A 15,922-nucleotide genomic window follows, 5' to 3' on the forward strand; every position below is an offset into this window, starting at 1 on the left:
GATCCGGTGCTTACGGGAGCGCTACCGCACAGCCCGTAAATATAGTCTCTCAATCGCCCGGGCGCCCGTCGCTTGGCGGGGCCCAGGTGATTTTTTCGGATCGTCGACTGGCGGTCGCAAAAAACCTGGGCCCCGCGCAAGGCGGGGTTTCGGTGTCTAGTTAGCCCTTGAGCACTTCAAGCAGGGTCTCGCCCAGCTTGGCCGGCGAAGGCGAAACGCGGATGCCCGCGTCTTCCATCGCCGCGATCTTGTCCTCGGCGCCGCCCTTGCCGCCCGAGACGATCGCGCCCGCGTGGCCCATGTGACGGCCGGGAGGCGCCGTGCGACCGGCGATGAAGCCGACCATCGGCTTCTTGCGGCCGCGCTTGGCTTCGTCCTTCAGGAACTGCGCCGCTTCTTCTTCGGCCGAGCCGCCGATCTCGCCGATCATGACGATCGACTGGGTGGCTTCGTCGGCCAGGAACATTTCCAGGACGTCGATAAATTCGGTGCCCTTGACGGGGTCGCCGCCGATGCCGACGGCCGTCGTCTGGCCCAGACCCGCGTTCGTGGTCTGGAACACGGCTTCGTAGGTCAGGGTGCCCGAGCGCGACACGACGCCGACCGAGCCCTTCGAGAAGATCGAGCCCGGCATGATGCCGATCTTGCACTCGCCGGGCGTCAGGACGCCGGGGCAGTTCGGGCCGATCAGGCGCGACTTGGAGCCTTGCAGGGCCTTCTTGACCTTGACCATGTCCAGCACCGGGATGCCCTCGGTGATGCAGACGATCAGCGGGATCTCGGCTTCGATGGCTTCCAGGATCGAGTCGGCCGCGAAGGGCGGCGGGACGTAGATCACCGAGGCGTCGGCGCCGGTGCGGTCCTTGGCTTCGGCGACGGTGTCGAACACCGGCAGGCCGATGTGCGTTTGACCGCCCTTGCCCGGGGTGACGCCGCCGACCATCTGGGTGCCGTAGGCGATGGCCTGCTCGGAATGGAACGTGCCTTGAGCGCCGGTGATGCCCTGGCAGATGACCTTGGTGTGCGAACCGATCAGAACCGACATTTAGCGGGCGCCCTTCACAGCGGCGACGATCTTCTCGGCGCCGTCAGACAGATCGTTGGCGGCGATGACGTTCAGGCCGCTTTCCGAGATGATTTTCTTGCCGAGTTCGACGTTGGTGCCTTCCAGACGGACGACCAGCGGAACCTTCAGGCCGACTTCCTTCACGGCGGCGATGACGCCTTCCGCGATGATGTCGCAGCGCATGATGCCGCCGAAGATGTTGACCAGGATGCCCTTCACGGCCGGATCGGCGGTGATGATCTTGAAGGCCGCGGTGACCTTCTCCTTCGAAGCGCCGCCGCCGACATCGAGGAAGTTGGCCGGCTCGGCGCCGTACAGCTTGATGATGTCCATGGTGGCCATGGCCAGGCCGGCGCCGTTGACCATGCAGCCGATTTCGCCGTCGAGGGCGATGTAGGCCAGGTCGTACTTGCTGGCTTCGATTTCCTTGGGGTCTTCTTCGCTCTCGTCGCGCAGGGCCTTGATGTCCGGGTGACGGAACAGGCTGTTGCCGTCGAACGACAGCTTGGCGTCGAGGACGCGCAGGTGATCATCCGCCGTCACGATCAGCGGGTTGATCTCCAGCATGGCCATGTCCTTGGCCATGAACGCGGTGTAGAGCTGGGTCAGCAGCGAGGCGGCTTCCTTGGCCAGGCCGCCGGTCAGGCCAAGGGCCTTGGCCAGGGCGCGCTGGTGGGTCGGCCACACGCCCGTCGCCGGGTCGATGGTGAAGGTGTGGATCTTCTCGGGCGTCGAGTGGGCGACGTCCTCGATGTCCATGCCGCCTTCGGTCGAGGCGACCACCGAGACCTTGCTCGAGGCGCGGTCGACCAGCAGCGACAGGTAGAATTCCTTGGCGATCGCCGCGCCTTCTTCGATGTAGAGGCGGTTGACCTGCTTGCCCTTGGGGCCGGTCTGGTGGGTCACCAGCACGCGGCCGAGCATTTCGGCGGCGTTGGCCTTGACCTCTTCGACCGACTTGACGACGCGCACGCCGCCCTTGGCGTCGGGGCCGAGGCCCTCGAACTTGCCCTTGCCGCGGCCGCCGGCGTGGATCTGGCTCTTCACGACGAAGACCGGCCCGCCCAGCTTTTCGGCGGCGGCGGCGGCTTCATCGGGCGTGAAGGCGGCGAAGCCGCGCGGCACGGGGGCGCCGAACTCGGCGAGTACGGCTTTGGCTTGATGTTCGTGGATGTTCATGAGGGCCCGGTCTCGACGACGGCTTTCTGAAATGTGGCGGGGTTATAGGAGCGCTATTTCGCAGGCGCAACCGCGTGTGGACGATAAGGTGAAGGCTTGCGCGCTTATCTTCCTCGATGAGAGGTCATCGCGCATCTCCTGCCCCCGCCCGGCAAGGGAAAGCCTTGACCTTGCGAAATTGTTACCGGTCCCACCCCTTGCGGTGAATGACAACGTTGTCCAGCCGAGAAGCCGCAGACGTCACCCGTCTGAGGCCACCGAAACCGTCGCGCGGCGCTCCAACTTGCCCCAGCCGACGCGACCGCCGCGGACGGCCATCACCACCGACTTGACGACCACGTAGTACATCAACTGTCGATAGCCGAAGCGCTGCACGGGCAGGAACGGCAGGTCGGCCCAGGGCGCCTTTTTTTCGAGCGCCATGCCGAGAGCGCCGGCCGACAGGTCGACGGCGATGAAGATCGCCCAGTAGGTGAGGCCCAGCAGCATGTCGTCGGGACGCCACTCCACCGGATGGGCGATCGCGCCGTAAAGGCCGCTGATCAGGCTCCAGACCACCGCCAGATCGACCAGCGGCGCGGCCACGGCCAGGATGATCTGGAACAGCCAGATCTGCGGCAGGGCCACGAAGCCGAGCACCGGCGCCTTGGCGCTGAACATCGCCGCGCGGTGCTTCCAGACGCACTGCAGCGTGCCGAACGACCAGCGGAAGCGCTGCTTCAGCAGGCCGCCGACCGTGTCGGGCGCCTCGGTATAGGCGCGGGCCTCGGGATCGAAGGCGACCTTCCAGCCTGCGCGCTGGCAGGCGATGGTCAGGTCCTGGTCCTCGGCCAGGGTGTCGGCGGGATAGCCGCCCAGGGCGTCGAGCACGCTCTTGCGCCAGGCGCCCACCGCGCCCGGCACCACCGTCACCGCGCCGAGAGCCGACAGGGCGCGCCGCTCCAGGTTCTGGGCGGTGACATATTCCAGGGCCTGCCAGCGGGTGACGATGTTGACCCGGTTGCCGACGATGGCGTTGCCCGCCACGGCGCCGATGTCCGGATCCTGGAACCAGCGGGCCAGGCGGCCGATCGTTTCGCGCGGGAACAGGGTGTCGGCGTCCAGCGCCACCACGTATTCGCCCTTGGCCACGGCGAGGCCCCGGTTGACCGCCCGCGCCTTGCCGCCGTTCTCGAACGACAGCAGCGTCACGCGCGGATCGTCGGCGAAGTGCTTGCGCACCTCGTCGGCCGTGCGGTCCTTGGATCCGTCGTCGAGGACCAGAACCTCCAGGTTCTTCCAGTCGCTCTCCAGGATCCGCGCGACGGAGGCGGCGATCACCTTCTCCTCGTTGAAGCAGGGGATCAGAACGCTGACCAGCGGCCCGTTGGCGGAATCGAGGTCCGCCGGCTCCTCATGGGTCCAGAAGCGGTGGACCAGCGCGAGGCTGGCCAGGAACACCAGGCGCGCCACGCCCAGGAAGATGGCCAGGATGAACAGGGCGCCCATGCCGGTCTGGGTCCAGCGGAAGAAGTCGAAGCCCAGACGGTCGATCGCCAGGTCCAGCGCGTTGCGCGAGGTCGGCGGCATCGCCTGCTCGGGCGTCATGCCGGCCAGCTCGCCGATGGTGACGAGCTTGTAGCCCCGCGCCCGGATCGCGTCGATCAGGCCGGGCAGGGCCTCGATCGTGTGGTTGCGGTCGCCGCCGGCGTCGTGCAGCAGCACGACCTGGCCGGGCCGGTCACCGGGATTGTCCAGGCGATCCAGCGTGCGGTCGATGATCTCCTGCGGCGCGGGCTTCTTCCAGTCGTCCGGGTCGATCCGCAGGCCGACGGTCGTGTAGCCCAGGGTCTGGGCGATCACGAGCGGGGCGACCTCGTGCGGCGTCGAGGGCTCGGCGTCGCCGAAGAACGGCGGCCGGAACAGCCGCATCGAGCGGCCGGTCAGCACCTCGAAAAGGCGCTGGGTGGCGTTCAGCTCGACCTGAACCTGCGGCAGCGGGGTCTCGCCGATGTTCGGGTGGGTCCAGGTGTGGCCGCCCACATTATGGCCCTCGGCCACCTCGCGCTGCACGATGTCGGGCCGGCGCTGCATGTTCTGGCCGATCACGAAGAAGGTGGCCGGCGCGTGCTTTTCCTTGAGGATGTCGAGGATCTTCGGCGTCCAGCGCCCGTCCGGGCCGTCGTCGAAGGTCAGGGCCACCATGCCCTTGCGCTGGCCGTAGCGCTCGACGACGTACGAGCTGGGGATGACGTCGTAGGTCTCGTTGGACACCAGGCCGGTCGCGGGGTCGACCTGCAGGCTGCGCTTGCCCGGCGTCGGCAGGGCCGCGACCCGCAGCACCTCGCCGCCGCCGTCGAAATCGACGCCCTGGCCGTTGGCCAGGGTCATCAGGCCGCTGGTCGAGGCCTGGCCATACGGCTTGCCCAGCAGCGACCAGACGCCGGGGTCCTCCATGCCCATCCGCCACAGCGCGTAGCCGCGCGGCCGCCACGGATCGGTGACCTTGACCTGGTTGAACAGGGTGACGGCGTCCATGAACCAGACCACGTGGTTGTCGCCGTTGTCGTCGGTGTAGTCGTAGGTCGGGTTGAGCACGTCCGGGTCCATCCGGATCGTGGCGCCGGCGTCCTGGGCGTTGCGCATGGCCTCGTGGAAGGTGGCCGGCGCGCCGGACGCGCGGCTGCCGTCCTTGTTCAGCGTCCAGTCGTAGCCATAGGCCGCCAGGGCCAGCACCGTGCGAGTCGGGTCCAGCGAGGCGAACCGCTTGGCCAGCTCCGCCTGGTACCAGTCCTGGCCCGCGTTGGGCCCCGGATCGCCGCCGGCGTAGTGCTGGTCGTAGGCCATCAGCACCAGGGTGTCGGACGCCTGCTCCAGGCGCTTCAACGGCCAGCCCTGCTCATCGAAGGGCGCGGTGACCCAGACTTCGCGGCCGGCGGGCTGCAGGGCCGCGCGGGCCTCGGTCAGGAACTTGGGATAGGCGGCCAGGCCCTTGTCCGACAGCGCCTCGAAGTCGAACACATAGCCGCCGAAGCCGCGCTGGGCGGCCAGGTCCTTGAGATTGGCGATCAGCTTGGCCCGCGCCTGGGGATCGCTCAGCAGAGCGTCGCCCAGCGGACCGTTGAACTCGGCGTTGGCCGAGTTGTGCACCAGCGGCAGGACGGCCGGATGGTTGGGCGCGTTGGCGATCCGCGCCGCGCCCTCCGGATCGTCGTTGACCACGATGTCGCCGCCGGCGCCCTTGATCGCCACCCACTGCGGCGAGACGACGTCCAGCTTGTCGATGTTGCGGCGCAGGGATTCGCGGCTGTCCTGGTCCCAGTCGACATAGAAGCCGACCGACAGCGGCCGCGCGGCGGCCCCGTTGGGGGCGGCCTTGGGGCGCGGGACGCGCTTCCAGGACGTGACCGGCTTGGTCTTGCGCGGCGTCTCCTGGTGCAGGGCGGTCAGGACGTGCGGGTCTCGCAGCGGCGCGTCGGGCAGGCGCGGCGCGAAGGCCAGGGTCGCCACGAAGCCCGCCACCAGGGCGGCGACCAGCGAGATGACGATCCCGAGGATGAGCTTGGCCCGCCGCTCACGCTTGCCCGTGGGATCGTGAAAGATATGGCGGTCTTCGGGGGTCATTCAGGTCGCTCGCGATTTGTCGCGGCTTTGATACCCGAAATTGGCCGAAGCGTGGCGGTGGAAAGCTTGCGACGTTCCGCCGCCCTTTAATCCACCCAGTCTCGCTCCAGCCGGCGGGACGCCAGGAAGAACAGCAGCGCCGCCAGCAGGTAGAATCCCATGCCGGTGTAGATCGCCCAGCGCAGGGACTCGGCGCCGAACACCGGCTTGAGCACGTCCGACACCTTGCCGAAGTAGTAGAGGCCCACGGCGATGCCCAGCAGGTTGTTGATCAGCAGGAACAGGGCCGAGGCCGTGGTGCGCATCGGCGCGGGCGCCAAGTGCTGGACGGCGGCCGTGATCGGTCCCAGCCAGGTCAGGTTCAGGCCGGTGGGAATCAGGAAGATCACGAAGGCCACGGCCAGGGCCGCCTGCGCCCCAAGACCGCCGACCAGGGCGCCGCTGTTCATCGCCAGCAGGAAGCAGGGCACCGAGATCAGGAACGCCACGGCGGGGGTCAGGGGATAGCCCGCCTTGGACTTGGCCCCCAGCTTGTCGGCCATCGCGCCGCCCAGCCAGATGCCGACCACGCCGCCCAGGAAGGCGATGCCGGAATAGTACCAGGCGGTCTGCGACAGGGTGAGACCGAAACTCCGCATGAAGAACGACGGCAGCCACGCCGCGACGCCGTAGCCGCAGACCGACGAGGACGCAGCGCCCAGCGACAGCAGCCAGAAGCTCGGCTTGGCGGCCAGCAGGCGCGCGACCTGGCCCAGGGGCGCGGCGGGCGCGGGCGCGGGGGCGGGCTCGCCCGGCGCACGGTCGGCGCCGCCGCGCGGCGGATCGCGGACGATCAGGCGGAACACCGGCGCCAGCAGCACGCCCAGCAGGCCCACGACCATGAAGGCTGTCCGCCAGCCGTAATGGACCGCCAGCAGGCCGCCGACCAGCGTCCCCGCCGCCGTGCCCAGCGGGATGCCGAAGGCGTAGGCCGCCAGGGCCCGAGCGCGCTGATGCTTGGGAAAGTAATCCGAGATCAGGGAATAGGCCGGCGCCACGCCGCCCGCCTCGCCGATCCCGACGCCCATGCGGGCCAGGAACAGGTGGCTGAAGCTGCCGACCACGCCGCACAGGGCGGTGAAGCCGCTCCACAGGGTCAGGGCGGCGGTCATGATCCAGACGCGGCTGAAGCGATCGGCCAGCCAGGCGATGGGTATGGCCAGGGTCGTGTAGAGAAGCGCGAAGGCCAGCCCGCCCATCAGGCCGAACTGGGCGTCGGTCAGGCCGAACTCGTCCTTGATCGGCTTGGCCAGGATGCCGAGGATCTGCCGGTCCAGGAAGTTGAAGGTGTAGGCCAGCACCAGCATGGCCAGGACGACGTAGCGGTAGCTGGACGCCTGTTGCGGCGTCTTCGTCTGGTCTTTGCTCATCACCTGCCCCCGCCTACGCCACTGTCGTCATAAAAATCGGGCGGGGCCTGTTGCAGCAAGCCCCGCCCCAGCTTTCGCCTAGATCAGAATGCGACCTCGATCGAGCCCGCGACGGTGCGCGGCGGGCCATAGAAGCCGATGACGGAGTTGTTGTAGGTCGCCCCGGCGAAGTTGTAGCCGCCGGTGCGATAGCGCTCGTCGGTCAGGTTCTTGCCGGTCAGGGCCAGCTTGTACTTGCCGCCGGGCGCCGTCCAGACCGCCGTCAGGTCGACCAGGGTGAAGGCCTTCTGGTCGAGGGCGGCCAGCGGCTGCTCGAACTGCTGGTACTTGTCGCGATAGCTGACCATCGGCGTGATCGCCAGATCGCCGCCCGCCAGCTCGCCGCGCCAGGTCAGGCTGACATTGCCGGTCCACTTCGGGGTGTTCTGGAAGCCGTAGAGGTCGGCGACATTGATCACCTGGCCGGTGGTCAGGGTCGTCGACGGGTTCAGCGGATTGGGGGCGCCGGCCGGCACGAAGCGGCTGAAGCGGTCGTACTTGGCGTGGATGTAGCCGAGGGCGACATTGGCCGTCAGGCTCGGGGCGAGCTTGGCGCTGGCCTCGAACTCGCCGCCATAGAGGGTGGAGGCGCCGGCGTTGTCGACCGAGCTGGCGATGCCCGACGGCACCACGACCTGGGTCGTGACCTGCTGGTCGGTGTATTTCGACAGGAAGATCGCCGACGAGAACGACACCCGGCGCTCCAGGGCGAAGCCCTTCAGGCCGGCCTCGTAGGTCTTCACGACCTCGGGCTTGTAGCCGTTGGTGGTCTGCGGGGTGATGAAGGCGTCGCCGCGCATGTCCCAGCCGCCCGACTTGTAGCCCTTGGAGAACGAGGCGTAGGTCGTCAGGTCGCCCGTGAGCTCGTACGAGACCGAGATGCGCGGGGTGAACTGCTCGAAGGTCTTCTCGGCGCTGTAGTTGGTGCGCGTCTGCAGGATCGGGCGCGGCGTCCCGCCCTGGTAGGGCGAGCGGGTGGCGCCCAGGTAGAACAGGCGGAAGACGTTGGCGCGCTTGGCGTCGCGGGTGGCGCGGGCGCCCAGCGAGACCTTCAGCCGGTCGCTCAGATTGGCGCTGAAGTCGAAGAAGGCCGCGAAGCTCTGGGTGCTGACCTTGCCGCCGTCGGCGATCGAGACGCCCAGATTGCCGGCGATGGTGTCGAACTCGCCCGAGGCCTGGCTGTTCATGTAGTAGAGGCCAAACACCCCCTGGACGTTCTCGTCGGCATAGACCGCCTGCAGCTCTTGCGAGAACGAGCGGTCGTCATAGGTGGCCGGCACGTCAAGCGTCGGGGCCGGGGTGCCGTCGAAGTCGATCAGGGTGTCGGTATGGCCGCGGCGATTGGCGGTGATCGACTTCAGCGTGACCTTGTCGGTGACGTTCCACTGGCCGGTCAGCGACAGGCCCTTGGTCATGACGTGGTTCTTGTCGCCGAGGCCGGCTTGCGTGTCATAGACGTCGAGCACCTTGTAGCCGCCGACCAGCGCTGGCAGCTCCCGGTGGCCGTGGCGGGGGTTGGAGTCGTCGGTGACGTGGTCATAGGCCAGGCGGAAGAACAGGTCCTCGGTCGGCTTGTACTCGGCGCTCAGGCGATAGGCCTGGACGTCCTTGTCGTAGTGCTCGGCGCCGGTCGTCAGGTTCTTGCCGTAGCCGTCGCGCTTGTAGAGGGCGTACGAGCCGCCCACCGACAGGCCGCCGCCGACCGGCGTCTGGCCCGAGAGCAGCAGGTCGGTCTGGTTGTAGCTGCCATAGGTCGCCTTGACCTTGGCGCTGGCCTCGTCGCCCAGGCGCTTGGTCACGTACTTGATCGCGCCGCCGATGGTGTTGCGGCCGTACAGCGTGCCTTGCGGACCACGCAGCACTTCGATCCGCTCGATGTCGAAGATGTCCAGCACCGCGCCTTGCGGGCGATAGATGTAGACGTCGTCGACATAGAGGCCGACGCCGGGCTCGTAGCCCCACAGCGGGTCCTGCTGGCCCACGCCGCGGATGTAGCTGATCAGGGTCGAGTTCGAGCCGCGCGCGGTCTGCACCGTGATGTTCGGCGTCGTCTGCTGCAGGACGGTGATGTCCGTGCCGCCCGAACGCTCCAGCCGGTCGGCCGAGAAGGCCGAGACGGCGACCGGCACGTCCTTGAGGTTCTCCTCGCGCCGACGCGCGGTGACCACCACCTGCTCGACGCCGACATTGTCGTCGGCGGCCGGGGCCTGCTGCGCCGAAGCCTCGCCCGCGACGGCGGTCCACGCCGCGCCGGCCAGCAATGCGGCCTTCCACATCGAAGTCATTGGGTCTCCCTCCCTCGTTTCCGCCCTTCCCGGCCGGTCCGTCTTCGCGGACGCATGCTCGGGAGTTTCGCCAATTCATCGAACAGCGAATTGCCGCCACCATCACCCGAACCGGCGCCGCGCGCCAGTCCATTTTTCATCAGGTGGTGAAAATAGACGAAGGGTGTTGTGTCGAAGACAGACTAGGCGGCGCCCGCCTTGGCGATGACCGCCTCGAACCCGGCGGCGCAGTAGGCGAACAGGCGGGCGCGCACGGCCTCCAGGTCGCTGGAATGGCACTCGCCTTCCGACAGCGAGTCGATCCGTCCGGTCTCGGACAGCGCCAGCATCATCGAGCCGGTCAGGAACTGGTAGCACCAGTAGAGGTCGCGATACTCCGCCTGCGGCCGGACGCTCTTCAGCGTCTCGACCAGCCGGTGGACCACCGGGTCGAAGAAGCGGGTCATGGTCTCGCCGCCCCAGGCCGGGGTGTTGTTCACCTGGGCCACCAGGGCGAAATAGCTCTTCCACCCCGGGCCGCCGTCCTGGGAGATCCGCAGCAACGGATCGATGAAGGCCTCGATCACGCCCTCGACGGTCATGGCTTCGCCATGGTCGCTCAGATAGGCGTCCATCGACGCCTCGCGGGCCTGGTTGAGGATCTCGGCGCGGCGCAGGAACACCGCGTCGAACAGCTCACGCTTGGCGCCGAAATAGTAGTGGATCAGGGCGGTGTCGACGCCGGCCTCGGCCGCCACCTGCCGGGTTGTGACGCCGTAGAAGCCGTGACGCGCGAACAGCCCCTCGGCCGCGTCGAGGATCGTCTCCTTCAGGTCCAGGCCCTTGGCCTTGGACGGCCGGCCTCGCCCGCCGGGGCGGCCCAATGACTTGGGTGCAGGCTTGGCTGCGGTCATGAGAAGGGGCCCGCCCTGATTGCGCTCCGTCCCCGGATAGGCGCAACCCGGCGGGCCTGGCAAGGGAGCGGCGTCTCTCAGGCCTGAACGAAGACGCCGTGGAAGGTCACCGGCAAGGCGACCGGCGCGCGCCAGGCGGCGATCGGGCCTTGCTCCACGCGGCGGGCGTCGAACACGTGCAGCTCGGTCGCCTTGGCGTCCAGATTGAGCGTCGTGCCGACGATCCAGCCGTCCAGCTCCTGACTGGAGCCCGGGCGCGGGACAAAGACCATCTCCTCGACCATGTGGCGCGGCCCAAAGCCGTAGATCTGCTCGCGATCGCGCTTCCAGTCCCGCACCGCCACGCCCTGGAACAGCGGACGGTCGGGCTGCTCGTTGGTGACGTGGACGGAGTACTGGCGGATCTCGCCGGCGAAGCGGGCGTCGCCGCGCGGAAATTCGGCGGACGTCGCTTCCCGAGCCAGCTCGCCCCGGCCATCGGCGCGCAAAGTGATCATGGCGCGACGCGGCGGCGCGCCCGGAAGGTGCTTGCCTTGCAGGAACACGCCCGCGTTCTGGGCTGTCCCGAACGGGTTCTCGTCGAGGCAGGCGTCGAAGCGGATGGTCCCATCGGCCTCCTCCCAGGCGTCGCCGAGGTGAAAGAAGAAGAACGGCGGCAGCTCGAACACGCGGCGCTTGGAGAGATCATCCTTGTCGATGACCAGCACCTGGGTTCCGAGCTCGGGCTTCCAGGTCATGGCCGTGGAGATCGGCATCTGGAAGCGACCGACCACCCACGGCTGCAGCAGGATCACGAGATGACGCGCGGTGGCCGTGAAGTCGTGCATGTAGCTGGCGCGCGGCAGGTCGATCATCTCGGCCTTCCGCAGCGCGCCGTCGGGCGCGAGCTTCCAGACGATGGCGTGGCGGCCTGAGAGGCCGAGGTTCCAGATCGTGCCGTCCGGCTGGACGCGCGGGTGGGCCAGGAACGGCATGCCTTTTAGGTCCGGACGCAGGGTCTTGAAGCCGCGCGTCTCCAGGCTGACCGGGTCCAGCGCGGTGGGCGAACCGCCCTCCCACAGCGCCCACAACTCGCCACCGGCCATGATCACCGAGGTGTTGGCGGCGTTGGCGTCGTCGGGGCCGGTGAGGTGGGCGCCGGGGCCGGGGGCGGTGCCGTAGCCCGGCGTGATGACGGCGTTGGCGGCCGTGTCGTTGCGGCGCTTCACCGTATCGACGAAGCGGGCGGCCATGCGCGCTTCGCCGTCGGCGATCTGGAACTTGCGGACCATGCCGTCGCCGTCGAACCAGTGGCCGACCGAGCCGCCGGGCCGGCGGAACTTGGCCGGACCGTTGCGGAACAGGGTCCCCTTCAGCGCGGCGGGCGCGCGGCCGTGCAGCCGGGTCATGGCGGTCGGCGCGACGTCGTTCTCGACATCGGCCAGGCCCAGCGCCCAATCGCCGGCCGTGGCGTTGGCGGCGCCGGCCCAGACGGCCTCGGGGGTCAGCAGGGCGGCCCCGCCCATCAGGGCCGCGCCGCGAAGGATGTCGCGTCGGTTCATGGTCCCCTCCCCTAGCGCAGGTGCAGCGTCTGGGCGTTGGCGCCGGCTTTCACCGCGAAGGCGGCGGCGTCGAAGGTCGGCGGGCCCATGGCGCCCATGGCGTCGCGCGAGAAGCCATAGGGCTCGGTCGGCATGCCGAAGGGGTTCGTGCTCATCTTGCCGTCGCCGTCGATGTCCTGGAACACGCGCACCGCATAGGTCCCGACCGGCAGGGCGGGGATCTTGGCGCTGGGTTCGGCGTCCGAGGCTTCGGCCACGGCGACCCGGACGGCCTTGCCGGCGGCCCAGCCTTGGGCGCTGTCATAGACGGCGATCAACACCTTGCCGGACTTGGTGGCCAGGCCCGGGAAGCTGAGGGTCAGGTCGCCGAGCGCCTCCTGGGCGCGGGCGGCGGGGGCGGCGGCCAGGGCGGCGAAGGCCAGGCCGGCGAGCAGGGTCTTGGAGAGGGTCATGTCGAGACTCCTTGGGGTTCGATGGGATGGGAGGAAGGCGGGCTCAGCCCAGGAACATCGCCCACAGCAGGCGGCCGGGGATGAAGGCGAACAGGCCGGCCAGCAGCAGGCCGCCGACGAACATGCCGGTCATCGCCTTGCGGTGGGTGGCGACCTTGCCGCGCTTGATCGCGTAGACCGCGCCGGGCAGGCCGACGATGGTCCAGCCCGACAGCAGGTGGATGAAGCTGAAGTGGCCGTGGTTCAGCTGGCGGATGAACAGGGAGCTGACCGCCGTGACGCCCATGGCGATCACCCAGGTCCAGCCCAGGGTCTTGTGCAGGCCCGTGCCCTTGACCCGCATCATCAGGGCGATCCCGATCAGCAGGGCGGTCACGGCCGAGGTCAGATGAAGCTTGATGGCCAAGGGCTGGGCGGCGAGCAAGGCGAGGTTCGGCGCGTGGGGATGGACGCCGCGCTCGATCAGGAAGGCGCCCATGCCGGTGAACATCTTCGGCCCGGCGACCACGACGACCAGGACCGCCAGCACCACCGCGAGGATCGCGTTTCGCAGGGCGTCGTCGCCGAGCGTCAGGCGACCGATTGACTTGGTCTTCGCATCCATCTTCCTTCACTCCCGGTTCGAGCGGGGCGACCGATCGCCTCGCCGTCGAGATCGGTGTTGGAGTGGGCGGCCTCGTGTCTCAATCGTCTTTGCGTCAATCGCCGCCCTCGCTTCGTGAGCGGCTGGGCGACGCCATTCACGCTTCGCGAACGGCGCTGTTCGGGCGGGACGCGCTGCGGGGCTATCTGGTGTCGGGCGGCGCCGGCGTCTTCCTGGCGCTGATCGGCGCGCTGGGCTCCCACCAGGTTCCGATGCTCACGCGGCTGGCCTATTGGGTTGGCCTCTGCCTGGCGGGCGCGGTGGTCGGCACCTTCGTCACCCAGCTGATCGGCCGCGAAGGTCGCGCCGACAATCACCCCTGGCTCTATGGCGTGATGACGGTCGTCCTGATCACCCTGCCGTTCACAGGGGTGGTCTGGTTCGTCAGCGAGATGCTGTTCGCGCGGGGCCTGCGCGTCGAGGTCCTGCCACGCTACCTGCTTCCCGTGGGCATCGTCACGGCCGCGATGACCGCCCTGAACTTCCTGGTCCAGCGCCGCCCCATCGAGACTCACGCTGCGCCCAAGGACGCCCCCGCCCCGCGCTTCCTCGATCGCCTGCCGCCCAAGCTGCGGGGCGCGGAGCTCTACGCCGTCGAGGCGGAGGACCATTATCTGCGCCTGCACACCGCGCGCGGCCAGGACCTGATCCTGATGCGGCTGTCCGACGCCATCGCCGAGCTGGAGGGCATCGAAGGCGCCCAGACCCACCGCTCCTGGTGGGTCGCCAAGAGCGCGGTCGAAGACGCCCGGCGCGGCGACGGCCGGGCGGTCCTCTCCCTGAAAGGCGGCGTCGAAGCGCCGGTCAGCCGCGCCTACGCCAAGGCCCTGCGCGAGGCCGGCTGGTTCTAGGCGCCCCACTCATCCGAACTTCCCGGCGAATGCCGGCGCCCCAGATCTCAAGGCGTCTGAGGTGGTCGGAAGAACGCCGCGCGTTTACAGCCCGCATCAACGCTCTTCCATCTGGGCCCCGGCATTCGCCGGGGAAGTCGGTTGGGGTTCAGCTCGTCCAACCTCCCCCCAGCGCCTTGTAGATCGCCACGACGTCGGTGTTGACGCCGGTCTCGGCGACGGTCAGCGCGTCCTCGGCGGCCAGCAGGGTGCGCTCGGCGTCCAGCAGCACCAGGAAGTCGATGCCGCCCTCGCGGTACTGGATGCGGGCCAGCTCGGCCGCGCGGCGCGAGGCGGCGGCCTGGTCGGCCAGGCTCTTCAGCTGGGCCTGCTGCTGACGATAGGCGACCAGGGCGTTCTCCAGGTCTTCCAGGGCCAGGAGCACGGCCATGTCGTAGGCCGCCAGGGCCGCGTCGTCGCGGGCCCGCGCCGCCCGCAGGCGAGCATGGGCGCTGCCGAGGTCGAGGGCCGGCCAGCTGACGGTCGGGGCCACCGCCCAGGCCTGGCTGCCGCTGGCGCCGAAGCCCGCCGAGGTCCCCGACAGGAAGCCGACGAAGCCGGTCACCGAGACGCGCGGGAAGAGGTCGGCCGTGGCCACGCCGACTTGCGCCGTCGAGGCCGCCAGGCGCCGCTCCGCCGCCTGGACGTCCGGACGACGGCGCAGGAACTGGCCCGCCTCGCCGATCGGCAAGGCGGCGACCAACGGCTGGGTGTCGGTCTCACGCGGGGCCAGCAGGGCGTCCAGCGCGCCGGGACGCTGGCCCGTCAGCACCGCCAGCCGATAGTCGGCGCGGGTCGCCGCCGTGATCAGGCCGGGGATCGCCGACTCCGTCGCGTTGAGGCGCGCCTGGGCCGAGGCGACGTCGATCGGGCTGCCGGCCCCGGCGTCGAACCGCACCTTGGTCAGGCGCAGGGTCTCGCGCTGGGTCTCGAGGTTGCGCTGGGCGACCCTGAGGCGGGCCTGGGCGCCGCGCAGCTCAAGATAGTTGCGGGCCACCTCGGCGGCGACGGTCACCTGGGCGTCGCGCAGGTCGGCCTGAGCCGCTCCGGCTTCCGCCCCAGCGGCCTCTACGCCCCGACGCACGCGGCCGAACAGGTCGATCTCCCAGCGGGCGTCGAAGCCGGCCTGGTAGGTCTGGCTCTCGACGCGGTCGGTGGTCAGGCTCGGCTGCTGCTGCTTGCTCTTGGTGTAGGTCCCGTCGGCGGTGACATGCGGCGCGAGGTCCAGCTTCTGCTCGGTGAACAGCGCGCGGGCCTCGGCGACGCGGGCCAGGGCGATCCTCAGGTCGAGATTGGCGGAGAGGGCCTGGCCGACCAGCTGGTCCAGCACCGGATCGCCGAAAGCCTTCCACCACTGGGCCTCGGGATTGGCGGCGGTGAAGACGGCGGGATCGGCGTTCTGGAAGGCCGCCGGCGGGGTCGCCGGCGCCTTGTAGTTCGGCCCCACCGCGCAGGCGGCGGCGGTCAGGGACACGCCGGCGATCAGCGCGGCGCGCAGGGTGTGCTTGAAGACAGACATCAGTGCGCCTCCACGGGCGAGGTCAGCTCCGCCTTGGCCGCGGCCTTGCGGGCCGTGAAGCGGCGGATGACGTAGTAGAAGATCGGCGTCAGGATCAGGCCGAACAGGGTGACGCCCAGCATCCCCGAGAACACCGCCACGCCCATGGCGCGGCGCATCTCGGCCCCGGCCCCGTGCGACACCACCAGGGGGTAGACCCCCATGATGAAGGCGATCGAGGTCATCAGGATCGGACGCAGGCGCAGGCGGCAGGCCTCCAGGACCGCCTGGAGCGGGCTGTCGCCATGCTCCTCGCGCTCCTTGGCGAACTCCACGATCAGGATGGCGTTCTTGCACGCCAGGCCCACCAGTACGATCAGGCCGATCTGGGTGAAGATGTTGTTGTCGCCACCGGACAGGATCA

12 protein-coding genes are annotated in these 15,922 nt (G+C 69.1%); 1 reads left to right on the plus strand and 11 read right to left on the minus strand.

The features are described from left to right. Window positions 1-160: 160 nt before the first annotated feature. The 9 genes from sucD to DI526_RS15885 all read right to left on the minus strand — a co-directional run bounded on the left by sucD (window position 161) and on the right by DI526_RS15885 (window position 13,071). A complete protein-coding gene (gene sucD / locus DI526_RS15845) occupies window positions 161-1,045 on the minus strand; it encodes a succinate--CoA ligase subunit alpha (RefSeq protein ID WP_304279970.1) in 885 nt (294 codons plus the stop codon). Continuing rightward, window positions 1,046-2,245 (minus strand): ADP-forming succinate--CoA ligase subunit beta, encoded by a 1,200-nt coding sequence (gene sucC, locus DI526_RS15850; protein WP_304279972.1) that lies wholly within the window; start codon window positions 2,243-2,245, stop codon window positions 1,046-1,048. Window positions 2,246-2,485: 240 nt separating this feature from the next. Continuing rightward, on the minus strand, window positions 2,486-5,848 hold the full coding sequence (locus DI526_RS15855; RefSeq protein ID WP_304279975.1) for a glycosyltransferase: 3,363 nt from the start codon (window positions 5,846-5,848) through the stop codon (window positions 2,486-2,488). Window positions 5,849-5,934: 86 nt separating this feature from the next. Beyond that, window positions 5,935-7,257, minus strand: a complete 1,323-nt coding sequence (locus DI526_RS15860; protein ID WP_304279977.1) for an MFS transporter — start codon at window positions 7,255-7,257, stop codon at window positions 5,935-5,937. Window positions 7,258-7,340: 83 nt separating this feature from the next. Next, window positions 7,341-9,581: a TonB-dependent receptor gene (locus DI526_RS15865; protein WP_304279980.1), complete on the minus strand. Its 2,241-nt coding sequence runs from the start codon at window positions 9,579-9,581 to the stop codon at window positions 7,341-7,343. A gap of 182 nt (window positions 9,582-9,763) precedes the next feature. Continuing rightward, complete coding sequence (locus tag DI526_RS15870; RefSeq protein ID WP_304279982.1) at window positions 9,764-10,474, minus strand: TetR/AcrR family transcriptional regulator; 711 nt, start codon at window positions 10,472-10,474, stop codon at window positions 9,764-9,766. Between the two features lie 77 nt (window positions 10,475-10,551). After that, a complete protein-coding gene (locus DI526_RS15875) occupies window positions 10,552-12,015 on the minus strand; it encodes a carotenoid oxygenase family protein (protein WP_304279985.1) in 1,464 nt (487 codons plus the stop codon). A gap of 11 nt (window positions 12,016-12,026) precedes the next feature. Next, window positions 12,027-12,467 carry a DUF2141 domain-containing protein gene (locus DI526_RS15880; protein ID WP_304279987.1) on the minus strand — a complete coding sequence of 147 codons (441 nt, stop codon included), beginning with the start codon at window positions 12,465-12,467 and terminating at the stop codon, window positions 12,027-12,029. A 43-nt stretch (window positions 12,468-12,510) separates the two neighbouring features. Further along, entirely contained in the window at window positions 12,511-13,071 is a 561-nt protein-coding gene (locus tag DI526_RS15885) for a DUF2306 domain-containing protein (RefSeq protein WP_304279990.1), read from the minus strand. 62 nt (window positions 13,072-13,133) lie between these two features. On the opposite strand from DI526_RS15885, the gene DI526_RS15890 reads away from it, so the two are divergent. Further along, window positions 13,134-13,961, plus strand: coding sequence for a LytTR family DNA-binding domain-containing protein (locus DI526_RS15890; RefSeq protein WP_304279992.1), 828 nt, complete (start codon window positions 13,134-13,136; stop codon window positions 13,959-13,961). 148 nt (window positions 13,962-14,109) lie between these two features. On the opposite strand, the gene DI526_RS15895 is transcribed toward DI526_RS15890, so the two are convergent. After that, window positions 14,110-15,519: an efflux transporter outer membrane subunit gene (locus DI526_RS15895; RefSeq protein ID WP_304279995.1), complete on the minus strand. Its 1,410-nt coding sequence runs from the start codon at window positions 15,517-15,519 to the stop codon at window positions 14,110-14,112. Then, the coding region (locus DI526_RS15900) for an efflux RND transporter permease subunit (RefSeq protein WP_304279998.1) at window positions 15,519-15,922 on the minus strand (404 nt) is incomplete at its 5' end. The genes DI526_RS15900 and DI526_RS15895, both read right to left, overlap by 1 nt.

This window comes from Caulobacter segnis, from assembly GCF_003243465.1.
In the GTDB taxonomy this organism is placed as follows: Bacteria; Pseudomonadota; Alphaproteobacteria; order Caulobacterales; family Caulobacteraceae; genus Caulobacter; species Caulobacter segnis_A.